19 protein-coding genes and 2 pseudogenes (1 of these 21 running past the window's edge) are annotated in these 15634 nt (G+C 62.6%); 7 read left to right on the top strand and 14 right to left on the bottom strand.

The window, feature by feature from the left end:
* Positions 1-166 (bottom strand): annotated as a pseudogene (locus E5W87_RS06620) (N-formylglutamate amidohydrolase); the annotation flags it as partial.
* 287 nt (positions 167-453) lie between these two features.
* Here E5W87_RS06620 and E5W87_RS06615 point away from each other — a divergent pair.
* Positions 454-900 (top strand): DUF1036 domain-containing protein, encoded by a 447-nt coding sequence (locus E5W87_RS06615; RefSeq protein WP_292395195.1) that lies wholly within the window; start codon positions 454-456, stop codon positions 898-900.
* On the top strand, positions 897-2333 hold the full coding sequence (gene pyk, locus E5W87_RS06610; protein ID WP_292395149.1) for a pyruvate kinase: 1437 nt from the start codon (positions 897-899) through the stop codon (positions 2331-2333). Before E5W87_RS06615 ends, pyk begins: the two co-directional genes overlap by 4 nt.
* Before the next feature lie 165 nt (positions 2334-2498).
* Here the strand turns inward: pyk and E5W87_RS06605 are convergent, their stop codons facing one another.
* From E5W87_RS06605 to E5W87_RS06555, 11 genes are all read right to left on the bottom strand, one after another.
* On the bottom strand, positions 2499-2702 hold the full coding sequence (locus E5W87_RS06605) for a hypothetical protein (RefSeq protein WP_292395193.1): 204 nt from the start codon (positions 2700-2702) through the stop codon (positions 2499-2501).
* 154 nt (positions 2703-2856) lie between these two features.
* Positions 2857-3441 (bottom strand): hypothetical protein, encoded by a 585-nt coding sequence (locus tag E5W87_RS06600; RefSeq protein WP_292395147.1) that lies wholly within the window; start codon positions 3439-3441, stop codon positions 2857-2859.
* Positions 3442-3655: 214 nt separating this feature from the next.
* Complete coding sequence (gene ykgO, locus E5W87_RS06595) at positions 3656-3781, bottom strand: type B 50S ribosomal protein L36 (RefSeq protein ID WP_006327841.1); 126 nt, start codon at positions 3779-3781, stop codon at positions 3656-3658.
* 199 nt (positions 3782-3980) lie between these two features.
* On the bottom strand, positions 3981-5057 hold the full coding sequence (locus tag E5W87_RS06590) for a 5-(carboxyamino)imidazole ribonucleotide synthase (RefSeq protein ID WP_292395145.1): 1077 nt from the start codon (positions 5055-5057) through the stop codon (positions 3981-3983).
* Positions 5054-5551, bottom strand: a complete 498-nt coding sequence (purE, locus tag E5W87_RS06585) for a 5-(carboxyamino)imidazole ribonucleotide mutase (RefSeq protein WP_292395143.1) — start codon at positions 5549-5551, stop codon at positions 5054-5056. Before purE ends, E5W87_RS06590 begins: the two co-directional genes overlap by 4 nt.
* A gap of 103 nt (positions 5552-5654) precedes the next feature.
* Complete coding sequence (locus E5W87_RS06580) at positions 5655-6860, bottom strand: aminotransferase class V-fold PLP-dependent enzyme (RefSeq protein ID WP_292395141.1); 1206 nt, start codon at positions 6858-6860, stop codon at positions 5655-5657.
* A 24-nt stretch (positions 6861-6884) separates the two neighbouring features.
* Positions 6885-7346 (bottom strand): RidA family protein, encoded by a 462-nt coding sequence (locus E5W87_RS06575; protein ID WP_292395139.1) that lies wholly within the window; start codon positions 7344-7346, stop codon positions 6885-6887.
* Positions 7347-7382: 36 nt separating this feature from the next.
* A complete protein-coding gene (locus E5W87_RS06570) occupies positions 7383-8177 on the bottom strand; it encodes an amino acid ABC transporter ATP-binding protein (RefSeq protein ID WP_292395137.1) in 795 nt (264 codons plus the stop codon).
* 4 nt (positions 8178-8181) lie between these two features.
* Positions 8182-8832 carry an amino acid ABC transporter permease gene (locus E5W87_RS06565; RefSeq protein ID WP_292395134.1) on the bottom strand — a complete coding sequence of 217 codons (651 nt, stop codon included), beginning with the start codon at positions 8830-8832 and terminating at the stop codon, positions 8182-8184.
* A 1-nt stretch (position 8833) separates the two neighbouring features.
* Positions 8834-9499: an amino acid ABC transporter permease gene (locus tag E5W87_RS06560; protein ID WP_292395132.1), complete on the bottom strand. Its 666-nt coding sequence runs from the start codon at positions 9497-9499 to the stop codon at positions 8834-8836.
* A 77-nt stretch (positions 9500-9576) separates the two neighbouring features.
* Entirely contained in the window at positions 9577-10458 is an 882-nt protein-coding gene (locus tag E5W87_RS06555; protein WP_292395130.1) for a transporter substrate-binding domain-containing protein, read from the bottom strand.
* Positions 10459-10585: 127 nt separating this feature from the next.
* On the opposite strand from E5W87_RS06555, the gene E5W87_RS06550 reads away from it, so the two are divergent.
* Positions 10586-11389: an IclR family transcriptional regulator gene (locus E5W87_RS06550; RefSeq protein ID WP_292395127.1), complete on the top strand. Its 804-nt coding sequence runs from the start codon at positions 10586-10588 to the stop codon at positions 11387-11389.
* Between the two features lie 34 nt (positions 11390-11423).
* Here the strand turns inward: E5W87_RS06550 and E5W87_RS06545 are convergent, their stop codons facing one another.
* Complete coding sequence (locus E5W87_RS06545) at positions 11424-11627, bottom strand: YdcH family protein (protein ID WP_023797035.1); 204 nt, start codon at positions 11625-11627, stop codon at positions 11424-11426.
* Positions 11628-11867: 240 nt separating this feature from the next.
* On the opposite strand from E5W87_RS06545, the gene E5W87_RS06540 reads away from it, so the two are divergent.
* From E5W87_RS06540 to E5W87_RS06525, 4 genes are all read left to right on the top strand, one after another.
* On the top strand, positions 11868-12047 hold the full coding sequence (locus tag E5W87_RS06540; RefSeq protein ID WP_292395125.1) for a YdcH family protein: 180 nt from the start codon (positions 11868-11870) through the stop codon (positions 12045-12047).
* 326 nt (positions 12048-12373) lie between these two features.
* Positions 12374-13627, top strand: coding sequence for a flavodoxin-dependent (E)-4-hydroxy-3-methylbut-2-enyl-diphosphate synthase (gene ispG / locus E5W87_RS06535; protein WP_292395123.1), 1254 nt, complete (start codon positions 12374-12376; stop codon positions 13625-13627).
* A 4-nt stretch (positions 13628-13631) separates the two neighbouring features.
* Entirely contained in the window at positions 13632-14501 is an 870-nt protein-coding gene (locus E5W87_RS06530) for a lytic transglycosylase domain-containing protein (protein WP_292395121.1), read from the top strand.
* Between the two features lie 67 nt (positions 14502-14568).
* Positions 14569-15306 (top strand): trans-aconitate 2-methyltransferase, encoded by a 738-nt coding sequence (locus tag E5W87_RS06525; protein ID WP_292395191.1) that lies wholly within the window; start codon positions 14569-14571, stop codon positions 15304-15306.
* Between the two features lie 87 nt (positions 15307-15393).
* On the opposite strand, the pseudogene E5W87_RS06520 reads toward E5W87_RS06525, so the two are convergent.
* A pseudogene (locus tag E5W87_RS06520) lies at positions 15394-15634 on the bottom strand (polyprenyl synthetase family protein) (it continues 529 nt past the right edge of the window).

Below are 15634 nucleotides of genomic sequence, written 5' to 3'. Positions count from 1 at the left end.
CACCGATGTCGTAGGCGATATGGCGATCGAATTCCGCCGCCGGCAGGCCGAGGCTGCCATAGTCCTCCGGCAGGTCGCGACGAGCGTGATCGGCCAGGAGCACGACGCCTCGCTTGCGGTCGCCTTCGACGATGTCGAATGGCGCGAAAACTGTGGATCGGGTCATCGGCGGGAAATGGTCTGTTCGCTGGCTTCCGGGGAGGGTGGTATCGTCATTCCACGAAGAGGACGCGTGCGCAATGCCGTCGTTTAGCCACGGTTTCTACGGAAATCTGGCGGAAGGCGACAGACCATGCGCCGGAGCCTTTCTAAATCGATTGGAATTGAGCAAAAGGGCGCGTTGACATGCGCCCGGACTTTTCCGAAAAGGGGCGTTGAGAGATGCAAATGTGGTTCTTGAAGGGTGTCAGGATGGGTTCCGCCGGCAGGCCGCGCGTGCGCTACGCCTTCGCCATGCCGCTCCTGACCCTTGTCGCGGGCTTCGCTGCGATGGTTGCGGCCTCGCCCGCGCGCGCCGATTTCCGTGTCTGCAACGCCACGCAGAACCTGGTCGGCGTCGGCATCGGCTATCGCGCCAAGGCCGGCTGGATCACCGAAGGCTGGTGGCACATCGAGGGATCGAGCTGCAAGACGTTGATCGAAGGGCCGCTGTCATCAAGGTTTTACTATCTTTATGCAGAAGACGCCGAGCGCGGCGGGCGTTGGGATGGCCCGATCAACATGTGCGTGGCCGAAAAAGAGTTCAAGATCGCCGGCGTTGCCGATTGCGTCGCTCGGGGCTTCCAGCGCGCCGGATTCCAGGAATATGACACGGGCGAGCAGGCAAGCTGGATGGTCCAGCTGACCGATGACCCCGCAACGGGGGGCGCTCCAGCCGCCCCGGGAACAAACAGTCAATGAGACGCAGCCGCAAGGTCAAGATACTCGCCACTATCGGTCCGGCCTCCTCCTCCGAGGACATGCTGAAGAAGCTATTCGAAGCCGGCGCCGACGTGTTTCGCATCAATATGAGCCACACCGATCACGAATTGATGCGCACACTTGTCGGCCGCATCCGTGCCGTCGAGGAGGCGGTCGGCCGGCCGATCGGCATTCTCGCCGACCTGCAAGGCCCCAAGCTGCGGGTCGGCAAATTCGCTAACGGCAAGGAGGTGCTGACACTCGGCCAGACCTTCACGCTCGACGACAACCCCGAGCCCGGCAATTCGACCAGGGTTTATCTGCCCCATCCCGAAATCCTGAGATCGGTCGAGGCCGGTCACCGCCTTTTGATCGATGACGGCAAGCTCGAACTGAAGGCGGTGAAGAGCGACGGCAAGGCGATCGTCTGCACCGTCGTCGCGGGCACCACAATCTCCGACAAGAAGGGCGTCAGCCTGCCCGATACCGACCTGCCGGTCGGCGCGCTGACCGAAAAGGACCGCAGGGATCTCGATGCGGTGCTGGCCACTGGCGTCGACTGGGTGGCGCTGTCGTTCGTGCAGCGGCCCGAGGATCTGGCGGAAGCGCGCAAGATCGCGCGCGGCCGGGCGCTCATCATGGCCAAGATCGAAAAGCCGCAAGCCGTCGCCCGGCTGGCCGAGATCATCGAACTTTCGGACGCACTGATGGTTGCCCGCGGCGATCTCGGCGTCGAAATGCCGCTCGAAGCCGTGCCCGGCATTCAGAAGCAGATCACCCGCGCCGCGCGCCGCGCCGGCAAGCCGGTGGTGATCGCCACGCAGATGCTGGAATCGATGATCACCGCGCCGGTGCCGACCCGCGCCGAGGTGTCGGACGTCTCGATCGCCGTGTTCGAAGGTGCCGACGCCATCATGCTCTCGGCCGAATCCGCGGCCGGCTCCTACCCGGTCGAGGCGGTGGCGATGATGAACCGCATCGCCAGCAAGGTCGAAACCGACCCGACCTATGCCGGCATCATCAATGCACAGCGCTCGGAGCCTGAAGCGACCGGCGCCGACGCCATCTCGCTCGCCGCCCGCGAAATCGCCGAGACGCTGAAACTGTCGGCAATCATCAGCTATACGGCGTCGGGCACGACCGGCCTGCGCGCCGCACGCGAGCGGCCGCAGGTGCCGATCGTCGCGCTGTCGCCGATCGTCAACACGGCGCGGCGGCTGTCGCTTTTGTGGGGCACACATTGCGTCGTCTCGCCCGACGCCATCGACCTCGACGACATGGTCGATCGCGCCTGCCGCATCGCGTTGGACGAGGGGTTCGGCAAGCCGGGCGACCGTGTCATCATCACGGCCGGCGTGCCGCTGAGGACACCGGGCTCCACCAACATGCTGCGCATCGCCTATGTCGGCTCGGACGCCCACGCCAGACGCTAATGCAAGTTGCCCAAAGCTGCACAGCGATTTTTGGGATGAAAACAAAGACTTAAAGCGCGTCGCATGAATCCATTCAAACGCGACGGGCTTTAGGCTGCTCACGCCGAATTCACCAAGCTGAAGCTTCGCCTCGACGGGACTAGGAGCGCAGCGATTTACTGCCGATCAAGAAGGTGAGGCGACGGCGAGCACGATCGCGATTATCAGCAGGAGCGGCCCCATCCATTTGAAATGACTGGGAAGGCGTGCCAGCCAGGTCTGTTGTCCGGTTTGGGGTTGGTTTGGCATCTGGAGGAACCCGTAGCCGACGCCCGTCATCCATAGACCGGCGCAAAACATTATGAATTCGTCGATGTAAGCTGCAATCATGATGGCCTGACCTCTCCAACCCTGGACAGGAAACCACATGGCGCGCTCACCGACAAGCAGTGCCGACGCGGTGGTTATTGCCATGACCACGCAAGAACGACAGCGATGTTGAAAATTGGGACCGTCGCGATCCAAAGGGCACTGCCCCCTGGTATCAAATCCCTTCGCCGGCAAGTTCTTCCGAAAGCGTGCCGACCTGATCCTGGGCGCTGCGCATCATCGGATAGATACCGAGCACGCGCTGCCAAGCTTCCAGCGCCGATTCCTTGTGGCCGGTTACGGCCATGATCTGTGCCAGGCCGGACAGCGCGCCGAAATGGCGCGGCTCGAGCTGCAGAGTGCGGTCGATGTCCGCCATCGATTTTCCAAAGTTATTCATCATGAAATGTACGGTGGCGCGCCGGTTCCAGCCTTCCGCATAGGCCGGCTGCAAGGTCACCACCTGGTCGAGGAAGTCGAGCGCCACGTCGAATTTCTTGTCCTCGATCGCCTTTTGCGACCATTGCATCATCAGGTCGATCGAGGCGCTGCCGGATTGCACCCATTCGTTCGAGATGCGCGCGGCAATGCGCTCGGCGGCTCTTTCATTGCGCTCGCGCTTCAGGTCGACAAACAGCTGGTCGAGCCTTGCCTCTCTGGTCGTGGTAACCGGGGGAGCGACCGGATCGTCCGCTTGAGCCGGAAGCGGGGCGAAACCGAAAAGAAAAAGCGCCGCGAAGAATGCAAAACGAATCCGCATGGCCGAGAATCTAACCCCGGACAGCGGATCGTCAAACTGAATTTAGCGTGAAAGGGCCGGCAGGCCGGTATTAGAACGCCACGCGTCCTTTTGGACGCGTAGAGGACGCTCTAACAATTTGTATTCTCCGCATCGTACTCCGAAAAATCGATTCGGATTTTCGGGCGATGCGGTAACATCATGCAAGCGCGGAGGCAGGCCCCACGCGCAAGGCTCAGCCCTGACGCGCCTTGTAGCGCGGAGCGGTCTTGTTGATGATGTACACGCGGCCCTTGCGGCGAACCAGCTGGTTGTCGCGGTGACGCGCCTTGAGCGCCTTGAGCGAATTCTTGATCTTCATGGTCTTGCCCGTCGGTCTGGGCCCGCTTGGGCCGAATTATTAAGGCGCGCTCGAAAAGCGCGCCTTTCAACTTGTGCGTGGCTCATAAACGAGGAGCCTTGCCCGTGTCAACCGCAGCATGCTTCATGGATAAAGCTGGTGTGGCGGATTTTGAGTTTCTGCTCTATCGACGGCATTAGAGCGGCGCCATCCAATAGCCTCAACGGCGACGGCTCATTCGCGTAAAATGGCCCATCTTGCGCCCGGGCCGCGCTTCGGCCTTGCCGTAGAGATGCAGCATCAGATCGGGCTCGGCGAGCAGGGCCGGGACGCGCAGGATGTCGTCGCCGATCAGGTTTTCCATGACGCAGTCGAAATGGCGGCCGGGATTTCCCAAGGGCAGGCCGGCGACGGCGCGAATGTGCTGCTCGAACTGCGAGACGATGCAGGCGGCTTCCGTCCAGTGGCCGGAATTGTGAACACGCGGGGCGATCTCATTGGCCAGCAGCGCGCCGTCGGCAAGGACAAAGAACTCGATGCCGATGACGCCGACATAGTCGAGCGCGGCAAGTATTTCTGCTGCTGCCGCCTGTGCTGCAGCCGCGGTTTCGAACCCTATCCTGGCTGGCAGGGTCGAGCTGTGCAGGATGCCGTCGCGGTGGACGTTTTCTGCCGGATCGTAGGCGGCGAGCGAACCGTCTATGCCGCGCGCCGCGATCACCGAAATCTCGCGTTCGAAGTCAACGAAGGATTCTAGGATCAACGGCACGTTGCCCATAGCCTCGCAGGTGCCGGCAAAGCCGCCCGTTTCCATGTTGCGGAAGACGCGCTGGCCCTTGCCGTCATAGCCCATGCGCCGCGTCTTCAATATGCCGCTGCCGTCGAACTTTTTCAGCGCCGTCGTCAATTCGTCGTCATTGTCGATGGGACAGAAATCCGCGGTGGGAATGCCGATGCCGTTGAGGAATTTCTTCTCTGCCATCCGGTCCTGCGCCACTTCCAGTGCACGCGCCGGCGGATAGACCGGGACCGTGACGGCAAGCGCGCTGGCGGCCACGACTGGAACGTTCTCGAACTCGTAGGTGACGACGGCGCTGACTGCCGCCAGTTCGGCGAGCGCGGCCGTATCGTCGTAGGCGGCGGTGATCTGCCGGTTGGCGACCTGTGCCGCCGGGCAATCCGGCTGCGGTTCCAGCACGACCGTGCGGTAGCCGAGGCGGGCAGCTGATATGGCCAGCATGCGGCCGAGCTGGCCGCCGCCGATGATGCCGATGGTCGATCCCGAGGGCAGGCTCATGGCGTGTCCGTGGGCTCGGCGGCGACTTTGGCGGTCTGGGCGGCGCGCCAGGCATCGAGCCGGGCGGCGAGCTTTTCGTCGGTCAGTGCCAGCACGGCCGCAGCCAGAAGCGCGGCATTGATAGCGCCCGCCTTGCCGATGGCCAGCGTGCCGACCGGAATGCCGGCCGGCATCTGCACGATGGAGAGCAGCGAGTCCTGTCCGGAAAGCGCCTTCGATTCCACCGGCACGCCAAAAACGGGGAGCGGCGTCATTGCCGCTGTCATGCCCGGCAAGTGCGCCGCACCGCCGGCGCCGGCGATGATCACCCGAAAACCGGCCTCCTTGGCACCTTTGGCGAAGTCATAGAGCCGATCGGGGGTGCGATGTGCCGAGACGATCAGCCGCTTGTGCGGGATGCCCAGTGCCTCCAGCGTTTCGGCGGCGTGGCGCATCGTCGCCCAGTCGGACTGGCTGCCCATGATGATGGCGACGTCGGCGCGTTGATCGTCCAAGCTTCTGCTCCCGGCGGCAAAGGCGCGCATTAGCGGAATTCGGGATCGACGGCAAGGATGCGATGCCTCTGCGCAGCATTCGGGCGCATGGCGCCATCATTGCCTAATCCGGCCAGCGCAAGGCGCCGGCGGAGTCCTTGCGAGCCGGTTTCATGGCATCCTCCGGGCGGTCAGTTGCGCTCAACACCGCCCGCAGGCGTTTGGCGACGATCTCCGCCTCGCCGGGATGGAGATTGCACGGGTCGAGAAAGAAGTGACCGCGCTCGACCTCGTGGTTGCGCACGATAATAGGAGGCGAGCCTGCCGCCAGTGCCGAGGCAAGGCCGGCGGCGGTGAACCTGCTCTCAGGCGTAACAAACACCTGCAGGCGGTCGAGCGGATTGGCGGTCGGATCAGGAATGACATGCGCGGCGATGCCGGGCAGGCCCTGCAGTGCGTCTTTCCACAGACGCAAAGCCGCTTCCTCCCGCTCGCGGATGCCGGCATGGTCGCGCCGCTCCCAGGCTTCGAGCGCCGCCATCGTGCCGGCGATGCTTTCCTTGCCGACCTTCATCGCCCGCGCAACGCCACGATTCTGGAGATAGGCGGCTCGCACCAGATCCTTGCGCCCCGTGACGATGCCGCTTGTCGGTCCGCTGAGAAACTTGTGCCCACTATAGACGACGATGTCGGCGCCGCGCGCGAGAAAGCCACGCAAATCATATTCGGAGGCCGCGTCAACGATCACCGGGACGCCCTTGGCGTGGCAGATATCGCAGAATTCCTCGAGCGAAAGCATGCCGTATTGCACCGTGTGATGCGCAACGACGTAGAGGCCGGCCGCGGTGCGGTCGCGGATGGCGTCGCGAACATGATAATCCTGCGTCACGCTGACCGTGCCGGCCGGTACGGCCTTGGCCCCGGCAAGCCGGATCGACTGGTCGATCGGCGCGCCGTAATTGACGATGTGGCCGAGCTGGACGATGACCTCCGACTTGAGGCCCTCCGTGTTGTCCGGCAGCCGCTCGATCGCCAGAAGGTTGGTGCCGGTCATCGTGCCGGCAATCGCCATGGTGATGCCGCTGGCGCAGCAAGCCGCGATGAAGCCGGCCTCGCCGCCGGTGAGGCGCGCGACGACCGTGCTTGCGGCGCGTTGCAGATCGTCCATCTCCACCCATTGCGAAGCGATCTCCGACATCGCGGCGATCGCTTCCGGGACGATGATCGAGGCGCCGAGCGCCGTCATCGTGCCGGAAACATTGATGATCGGGCGGAGGCCAAGCCGCTCGCGAATTGTCGTGTTGGAGCCGTTTTCGGAGTAGGTTTTCATCTCTAGAGATCCCATTGGTGGATGTCAGGCGGCGATCTCGACGACCGCCTCGATTTCGACTGTAATGTTGCCCGGCAACGAGCCGACGCCGATCGCCGAGCGGGCGTGTCCGCCGATGCTATCAAAGACGGCGGCGAAAAGATCGGAGCAGCCGTTGACCACCTTCGGATGGTCGCTGAAGGTCGGGATCGCGTTGACGAAGCCAAGCAGCTTGACGACGCGCACGATGCGGCCGAGGTCGCCTGCCGCGGCATGCATGACAGCGAGCAGGTTCAGGCCGGTAAGACGGGCATGCTTATAGGCCTCCTCCACCGTGACGTCCTCACCCACCTTGCCGGTGCAAAGCGTGCCATCGGGGCGCAACGGCCCCTGGCCGGAGAGGAAGATCAGCCGTCCGCTTTCGGCGTGGGTGACGAAATTGGCGATCGGCGTCGGCGGCTCGGGCAGCGTCAGGCCCAGTTCGGCGAGCCGGATGTAAGGCGACATGAAAAGGCTCCTTGCGACAGCTTTCGCCGTCCGATGTCAGAAATGCGAGGCGCGGAACCGCGCTAGGAAGCTGCGAAGACGCTCGTTATCGATCTCCGCGCCCAGAATCTCGGCAGGCGGGCCTGCGGCGCTGACGCCGCCATCCGCCATGAAGACGATGCGGCTCGAGGCGTCGCGCGCAAAGGCCATCTCGTGCGTGACCATCACCATGGTCATGCCGTCTTCGGCCAAGCTGCGCACGACCTCGAGCACTTCGCCGACGAGTTCCGGATCGAGCGCCGAGGTTATCTCGTCGAGAAGCAGGATTTTTGGCTCCATCGCCACCGCGCGGGCAATGCCGACGCGCTGCTGCTGGCCGCCGGAAAGCTCGGCGGGCAGGCTGTCGGCCTTGTGGGCGAGGCCGACCCGGCCGAGCCAGTGCTCGGCAATGGCACGCGCCTCGGCGCTGCTCTTGCCGCGCACCTTGCGCAGGCCAAGCATGATGTTGCCGGCCGCCGTCAGATGCGGGAACAGGTTGAAACTCTGGAACACCATTCCGGTCTCGGCCCGCATCTTCGCCAGGTCGCGCTCGCTGCGGCGTTGGCGTGTTCCCGTCTCGCGGAAGCCGACTTCCTTGCCATCGATGCGGATGGAGCCGCTATCGTAGCTCTCGAGGAAGTTGACGCAGCGCAGCAAGGTGGTCTTGCCGCTGCCGGAAGGCCCGATGACAGTCACCACCTCGCCGCGTGTCACCTGCAGGCTGACGGAGCGCAGGACCTCAACGGATCCAAAAGATTTGGAAACGTCGGAGATATCGAGAAGCGCCGGATTGGCGGGCGGGGCGATGGACATCTTGCTATTCCCGGATGAAGGAGAAACGCCGCTCCAGCCGTCGGCTGGCCAGGGAGAGGGCGTAATTGACGGCGAAGTAGATGACCGCGCCGAGGATGTAGAGCGGCATCGCCTCGTAGGTGCGGCCGATGACCTGGTTGATGGCGTGCATCAGGTCGGTGATGCCCAGCAGCGAGACCAGCGCGCTGCCCTTTACCGCATCGGTGACGCCATTGATCCATGGCGGCAGGAAGCGCCTGAACGCTTGCGGGAAGATGACGTAGGCCAGTCGCTGGCGGAAGGTCAGCCCGATCGCCATCGCCGCTTCGGACTGCCCCTTCGGAATGGAACCGACCGCGCCGCGCAGATATTCGATGACCTGCGCGGTCTTGAACAGGGTGAGCGCCAGCACGGCTGCCCAGAAGGATTCCAGATGGATGCCGACGGCAGGCAGGCCGTAATAGACGAAGAAGATGAGCACCAGGATCGGAATGCCGCGTATGGTGTCGCTGAAAATGCGCACCACCCAGCGCAGCGGCGCGGGGCCGTAGACAAGGCCGACGCCCATCATCACACCGGCGACGAGCGACAACGCCACGACCAGCAGCGACACCCACAGAGTCACGGCAAAACCTTGAGCCAGGAAGGGCAAGGCATAGGCGATCTGGCCAAGCATTCTAGTGCGCCGCCCTGAACCGGCGCTCGACAAGCCGAAGCGCATAGAGAAGCGCGTAGCCCGTCAAGAGGTACATCGCCGTCACCACAAGGTAGACCTCCACGATCCGGAAGGTGTTGAAGTTGATCCATTGGGCGCCGTAGGTGAGCTCGGGCACTGAAATGACCGAGGCGACCGACGTGTCCTTGAAGAGCGATATGAATGTGTTGGAAAGCGCGGGCAGCGTTATCCGCAGCATCGTCGGCAGGCGCACATGGAGCAGCCGCTGCCAGGGCGTCAGGCCGATCGCCTTGCCAGCGTCGGTCTGTCCGCGCGGAACCGCTTCCAGCCCCGAGCGAAACACCTCGACCAGATAGGCGCCGCTATAAAGCGACAGCGTCGCGACGAACGAGGTCTGCGCGCTGTAGGCGATATCGACCACGGTCGGCAGGCCGTAGAAGACCAGGTAGACGAGCAGGATCAGCGGCACGTTGCGGATGAACTCGACATAGGCGGCGATTATGGACCGCACGACGCGCCCGGCCGACACGTACCAGACGGCCAGAAGCAGCCCGATGACGATGCCGATCGCTATGGAGATCACGGCGAGTTCGAGACTGAGCAGCAGGCCGCCCCACAGCTTGTCGAAATGCCGCCAGATCAGGTTGAAGTTGAGGGCGTAGCCCATGCGTCTGCCTCAGTGCCGAGGGCCGTCGAGGAGAAGGAGGCGGAAGGGCGCCGATTGCTGCCCTTCCGCCAGCTGCATCAGATGACCGGAAAACCGGGATGCCGGGCCGGCGGCTCCAGCCCGAAATAGTCCTTGAACGCCGCGTCGTAGAGCGCCGTTTCATGACCGAACATTGCAGTCGCGAAGGATGCGTTGACGAAGGTCAGCCAGTCGAGATCGCCTTGCCGCAGCGCCGCGCCGTAAAGCATGCTGAACCAGCTTTTGCCGGCATCGAAGTAGCGGTCCGGATTGCGTGAGGCGAGCCAGCGCACCGTGGAGAGATCGACAGCGGCGGCGTCGACGCGCTTCGACTCCAGTGCCTGCAGGACGTTGGCCTGGGTGTCTATCTGCATCACCTGCGACTCCGGCAAGACAATATGTACATTTGCCTCGGCATCGACATTCTGCAGGATGGAAATACGCGTTGCCGAACCGCCGGCGAGCAGCTTGTCGAAGGTTTTGTTCTCGGCTGTCGGAAGGGTCAGTAGAGCGATGCCTTCGACGTAATAGGGCCGGGAGAAATTGATCAGTTGCGAGCGCTGGGCGGTCATGGTCATGAACTGGATCGAGATGTCGACCTTGTTGGTGGTCACATTCGGAATGCGTTGTGAAGGATCCTGCATGACGAAATCGACCATGGTCGGATCGTCGAAAAGGCCCTTGGCAAGAATGCGGCCCATGGTGATGTCCATGCCGACGAGTTCGCCGGCATCATTCTCGAAGTGCCAGGGCGCGTTGGTGCTGCCGGTGCCGACGATCAGTTTGCCGCGATCGAGAACAGTACGCAGCAGGCTGTCGGGCGCCGCTTGCGCCGCCGCCTTCTGAACATCGACCGTTGCTGCTGCGCCCATCACTCCGGCCGTTGCAAGCCCGGCCATTCCCATTTTCAGAAATTCACGTCTTTTGGATGTGTCGTTCACGGCGACCTCCTTCGTGTTGTGTTCCCCTATTGGACGAGCAACATGCATCGTTGCAATGAACGTGATTGTCCCTTACAAGAGACACATGTACTCTATACAAGACAGATACTAACATCAGGAGCCGGTAATGCAAGATGGCAATGCCTTGGCAGTTCGGCTGGACGACGGGCTGGACGAAGACAAGGCTTCGGGCTCTCGTGAGAAGGGTCTCAACCGGGTGCTCCAGATCCTGGAGTTTCTTCACGCGACCCAGCGTGCGATCGGGATTGGCGATCTCGCCAAGGCAGTGAGTGCGCCTCGCTCGACGACCTACACGCTTGTACGCTCGCTGGTCGATGCGGGCCTGCTGGAGATGGCCGGCGACGGCAATCGGGTCTATTTCGGGAAGAAGCTTTATCTCTACGGAATGGACTATGTGCGCGGCAACGACCTGCTCAGGAGAGGGCGTCAGGAAGTCGACAATCTGTCGCGTGAGACAGGCGAGACGTCCGAGTTGTGCATGTTGCAAAGCGGCCGCTACACGATCGTCCATTCAAGTCCGGGCACCAGGCCGTTCCGGATCAGCTCGGCCACAGGTCTGCAGATCCCGCTTCCCTGGACCGCATCGGGGCGATTGCTTCTCGCCGGCTTCGAAAGGGCCGTGATCGAAGACATGGTGTCCGAAGACGATCTCGTCCTGCCCGACGGCCGCAGATTGCTGCTCGACGACTTCATAGCCGATATCGCTACGTCCGGGGCTGCCGGCTACTGTGTAACTTCAGGTCTTGTCGACGCCTATACAAAATGCCTTGCCGCGCCGGTGTTTTCTGCGCCCGGCAAGGTCGAGGCGACGATATGCCTGGTGGTTCCCATCGACACCTCCGGAGAAAAGACCGACGATCTCATCGCCATGCTGCGCGAACGCGCCGCGAGGCTTTCGATCACAGGATGAGCAGGTTTGCCGAGTCGCCAAAGTGGGAATTCGCTCACGCGATGATGTCGGGAATGATCCGGTCTTCCAGCGCCATCAGCCGGTCTTTCAGGAATAGTTTTTTCTTCTTCATGCGCTGGATCTGCAGCGGATCGCAGCCCATGGCGATCATCGCGTTGATGGCCGCGTCGAAATCGGCGTGCTCTTGCTTCAGCCGAGAATATTCGAGGCGGATATCGGCCTGTTCCTGTTCGGACATTATCTACCGTCTGCACGTCTGCGGCGCCCAAAAATGGGCCTGATTGGGCGGGGCCGGGGGCTCTCTTGCACCGGCGCGCAGCCAATATCACATTTCACATTGTCGTGGAATGCTACCACGCAGCATTCGACATCGCTGCCCGATGGTGGCACACTGTCATTATGCCGTCACAGAAGCGAGCCTGCGGTGGACGCGCCTTGACGGCTGCAATCGAGGAAACCATGAAAGGGAGAACCAATCATGTCTCTTGCATCCCATCTTGATGAGCTGCAGCGGAAACACGGCGACATCGAACGCGAAATCGATGATGCGAAGAACCATCCATCGGTCGACGACCTCGAAATCGTGAATCTTAAGCGGCGCAAGCTGGCACTCAAGGACGAGATTGAAAAACTGAGGGCGAAACCGACCACGCACTGACGCTCTTCCAAAGATAGCTGCGCCGCTTTCGGCGCGACCATCTTTCCGGTGGCAATTATGCCGCCGGAGAATCGCTTTATTTTGTTCCGGCGATATGGACAGGATGGATGGCTTGCTGCCGTCTTCCTGTTATCGATTTGGTAGGTCTGCCTGCCTGTCGCCATTGACAAGCCATCTTTGCTCCTCCACCTCATGCTCGGACCTTCTATGGCGCCGCGCGTCCTTTCGGGCGCGCAAAGGGCGCTGTATTTTGATTCTTGCGCATGATTCTTTCCTAAGACCGATTCCGGGATTTGGAATGACGCGCTAACAAAGGGCAGCCGGCCATGACCGGATATTTTTCCTCACCCTTCCCGCGCCGCACGTCGGTCGGTGTCGATGTGGGCGGCGTGATGGTCGGCGGGGGTGCGCCTGTCGTTGTCCAGTCCATGACCAACACCGACACCGCCGATGTCGACCAGACAGTCGCTCAAGTTGCGGCGCTGCACCGTGCCGGCTCGGAGATCGTGCGCATCACCGTCGACCGCGACGAGAGTGCTGCTGCCGTGCCCGCCATCCGCGAGCGGCTCGAACGGCTCGGCATCAACGTGCCGCTGGTCGGCGATTTCCATTATATCGGCCACAAGCTGCTCGCCGACCATCCGGCTTGCGCCGAGGCGCTGGCCAAGTACCGCATCAATCCCGGCAATGTCGGCTTCAAGGACAAGAAGGACCGGCAGTTCACTGATATCGTCGAGATGGCGATCCGGTACGACAAGCCGGTGCGCATCGGCGTCAATTGGGGGTCGCTCGACCAGGAGCTTCTGACCCGGCTGATGGACGACAACCAGCGCCAAGGCTTTCCGCTGACCGCGCAGGAAGTGACGCGCGAGGCGATCGTGCAGTCGGCGATCCTTTCGGCCGAAATGGCCGAGGAGATCGGACTTGGTCGCGAGAAAATCATCCTCTCGGCCAAGGTCAGCGGCGTGCAGGACCTGATTGCCGTCTATACCGAGCTTGCCACCCGCTCCAACCACGCGCTGCATCTCGGCCTCACCGAGGCCGGCATGGGGTCGAAAGGCATCGTCGCCTCGTCCGCAGCGATGGGCATCCTTCTCCAGCAAGGCATTGGCGATACGATCCGCATCTCGCTGACACCGGAGCCGAATGGCGACCGCACCCGGGAGGTGCAGGTATCGCAAGAACTCCTGCAGACCATGGGGTTCCGGCAGTTCGTGCCGATCGTCGCTGCCTGCCCCGGCTGCGGCCGCACGACCTCTACCGTGTTCCAGGAACTCGCCCAGAACATCCAGGCGGATCTGCGCAAGAACATGCCGGTGTGGCGTGAAAAATATCCCGGCGTCGAGAACCTCAAGGTCGCGGTGATGGGATGTATCGTCAACGGTCCAGGTGAATCCAAGCACGCCGATATCGGCATTTCGTTGCCCGGCACCGGCGAGACGCCGACGGCGCCGGTATTTGTCGACGGCAGGAAGGCGGCGACGCTGCGCGGCCCGTCGATCGCCGCCGACTTCGAGAAAATGGTCGCCGACTATATCGAGCAGCGGTTTGGGCGACTTGGCAAGGCCGCGGCGGAGTAGGTCGATGCGGCTCCGTTGGGCGACGCCGGTCTTGTTTGGTGGATTGGTTTTGCTTGGCTGGCTGGGCTGGGCGACAGCCGTCCAGGCCGATCCGCCGCGTCCCGCCAAGCAGCGGCTGCTCGACCGGGTTTGCAACCTGATCGAGGCTCATGCAGATCAAAACGGCCTGCCCAAGGATTTCTTTGCCCGGCTGATCTGGAAGGAAAGCCGCTTCGATCCCAGCGCGGTCAGCCCGGTCGGCGCCGAAGGCATTGCCCAGTTCATGCCGGGTACTGCCAAGATACGCGGCCTCGCCAATTCCTTCGATATCGAGCAGGCCATACCGGCCTCGGCAAAATATCTCGCCGAAATGAAAACCGGATTCGGCAATCTGGGCTTGGCCGCCGCCGCCTACAATGCCGGCGAAAGCCGGGTGTCGCGCTGGCTGAGTTCCGGTGGCTTCCTGCCGATGGAGACCGAAAGCTACGTTCTGGACATTATGGGTGAGCCAGCCGACAGGTTTACCGATACCGCCTATGCCGGCATCATCCGGCCGCTCGACAAGAAAGCGAGCTTCGCGGTCGCCTGCCGCAAGCTGCCGGTTATCAAGTCCAGGACCGTGGCCATGGCGTCGATCAAGATCAAGCCGTGGGGCGTGCAGGTGGCCGGCAATTTCCGCCGCGCCGCGGCGCTCAGTCAATGGAACGGTGTAAAGCGTCGGTTTCCAGCCTTGCTTAAGGGCCATAATCCGGTGGTCAGCCGGGTGCGCTCGCCGATCGGCAGGCGCGGCATTTATGCGGTCCGGATCGGCGCCGACTCCAAAGCCAAGGCCGACAACATCTGCCAGAAACTGCAAAGCGTCGGCGGTGCATGCATTGTGGTGCGGAATCGGTGATCTGACCGATTCGCCCGCTTTGACCCCACGAATTCTGCTGCTCCACGACCTCAGCTATAGGCCCACCATGACCGACCGTCTCTACAGCGATCCCGACCTCGTCCAGTTCTACGATATCGAGAACGAAGGTGGCGTGGACTTCGACTACTGCGTCGGCTTTGCTAAGGATGCCGGCTCGGTTCTCGATCTCGGCTGCGGCACCGGGCAATTGGCCGCCGCGCTCGCCGACCGGCGCAGTGTGACCGGCCTCGATCCCGCGCCGGCGATGCTCGACATCGCGCGCCGCAGAGATGGCGGGCAGAGGGTCGACTGGGTCGAGGCCGATGCGCGAAACGTCCGGCTCGGACGACGCTTCGATCTGGTGCTTTTAACTGGGCACGCCTTCCAGGTGTTTCTCACGCCAGAAGACCGAGAGGCGGTGCTTGCCACGATCGCAGCTCATCTGGCTCCCGATGGGCGCTTCATCTTCGACACGCGAAATCCAGCCACAGAGGAATGGCTCGAGTGGACGCCGGAAAGGTCGCAACGGGATCTGAATCATCCCCAATTGGGCACGGTAAGAGCATGGAACGATTTCCGGCGCGATCCCGCTACCGGCGTCGTCACCTACTCGACCCATTATGAAATCCCCGACAGCGGGCAGGTCCTCAGCGCCGAATCGAAAATAGCCTTCCCGGCACAGGAAAGCCTTGCGCAGATGCTGGACGACACCGGGCTGGTCGTCGAGGAATGGCTCGGCAACTGGCAGGGCGAGCCATATCGCCTGGCCTCGCCGGAAATCATCCCGATCGGCAGGTTGCGCTAGCCTTAAAATGGCCGCGTCAGGCCCTGTCGCGATCGCCTTCGGCGCATGCGCGGTGACGCCGTGACTAAAGCCCGTCGCGGCCGTGCGTCAGCTGTTGCGGGTCGCCACGAATTTCGCCGCTTGCTTCAGAAGCATGGCGGCTTCGCCATAGGGATCGAGCAGCGCGTGGGCCTGGTCGACGAGGCCTTGAAGCTGGTCCCGCGCCCAGTTCGCGCCGTGCAGCGCCACCAGCGTCGCCTTGCCGGCGGCTGCATCCTTGCCGGTCGCCTTGCCCATCTGGTGCGCATCCGCCGTCAGGTCGAGCAGGTCGTCGGCAAGCTGAAAGGCT

This window comes from Mesorhizobium sp., from assembly GCF_004962925.1.
Classification (GTDB): Bacteria; Pseudomonadota; Alphaproteobacteria; order Rhizobiales; family Rhizobiaceae; genus Mesorhizobium.
The sequence above is the reverse complement of the archived record's forward strand: the minus strand, read 5'-3'. Positions and strand labels throughout refer to the sequence as shown.

Coding starts and splice junctions, on each gene's coding strand:
- E5W87_RS06545 (WP_023797035.1), bottom strand. CDS start 11,627: ATGTCCGAACAGGAACAGGCCGATATCCGCCTCGAATATTCTCGGCTG.
- pyk (WP_292395149.1), top strand. CDS start 897: ATGAGACGCAGCCGCAAGGTCAAGATACTCGCCACTATCGGTCCGGCC.
- E5W87_RS06615 (WP_292395195.1), top strand. CDS start 454: ATGCCGCTCCTGACCCTTGTCGCGGGCTTCGCTGCGATGGTTGCGGCC.
- E5W87_RS06540 (WP_292395125.1), top strand. CDS start 11,868: ATGTCTCTTGCATCCCATCTTGATGAGCTGCAGCGGAAACACGGCGAC.
- E5W87_RS06570 (WP_292395137.1), bottom strand. CDS start 8,177: ATGTCCATCGCCCCGCCCGCCAATCCGGCGCTTCTCGATATCTCCGAC.
- E5W87_RS06600 (WP_292395147.1), bottom strand. CDS start 3,441: ATGCGGATTCGTTTTGCATTCTTCGCGGCGCTTTTTCTTTTCGGTTTC.
- E5W87_RS06525 (WP_292395191.1), top strand. CDS start 14,569: ATGACCGACCGTCTCTACAGCGATCCCGACCTCGTCCAGTTCTACGAT.
- ispG (WP_292395123.1), top strand. CDS start 12,374: ATGACCGGATATTTTTCCTCACCCTTCCCGCGCCGCACGTCGGTCGGT.
- E5W87_RS06590 (WP_292395145.1), bottom strand. CDS start 5,057: ATGAGCCTGCCCTCGGGATCGACCATCGGCATCATCGGCGGCGGCCAG.
- E5W87_RS06530 (WP_292395121.1), top strand. CDS start 13,632: ATGCGGCTCCGTTGGGCGACGCCGGTCTTGTTTGGTGGATTGGTTTTG.
- E5W87_RS06575 (WP_292395139.1), bottom strand. CDS start 7,346: ATGTCGCCTTACATCCGGCTCGCCGAACTGGGCCTGACGCTGCCCGAG.
- ykgO (WP_006327841.1), bottom strand. CDS start 3,781: ATGAAGATCAAGAATTCGCTCAAGGCGCTCAAGGCGCGTCACCGCGAC.
- E5W87_RS06605 (WP_292395193.1), bottom strand. CDS start 2,702: ATGATTGCAGCTTACATCGACGAATTCATAATGTTTTGCGCCGGTCTA.
- E5W87_RS06560 (WP_292395132.1), bottom strand. CDS start 9,499: ATGGGCTACGCCCTCAACTTCAACCTGATCTGGCGGCATTTCGACAAG.
- E5W87_RS06550 (WP_292395127.1), top strand. CDS start 10,586: ATGCAAGATGGCAATGCCTTGGCAGTTCGGCTGGACGACGGGCTGGAC.
- E5W87_RS06565 (WP_292395134.1), bottom strand. CDS start 8,832: ATGCTTGGCCAGATCGCCTATGCCTTGCCCTTCCTGGCTCAAGGTTTT.
- E5W87_RS06580 (WP_292395141.1), bottom strand. CDS start 6,860: ATGAAAACCTACTCCGAAAACGGCTCCAACACGACAATTCGCGAGCGG.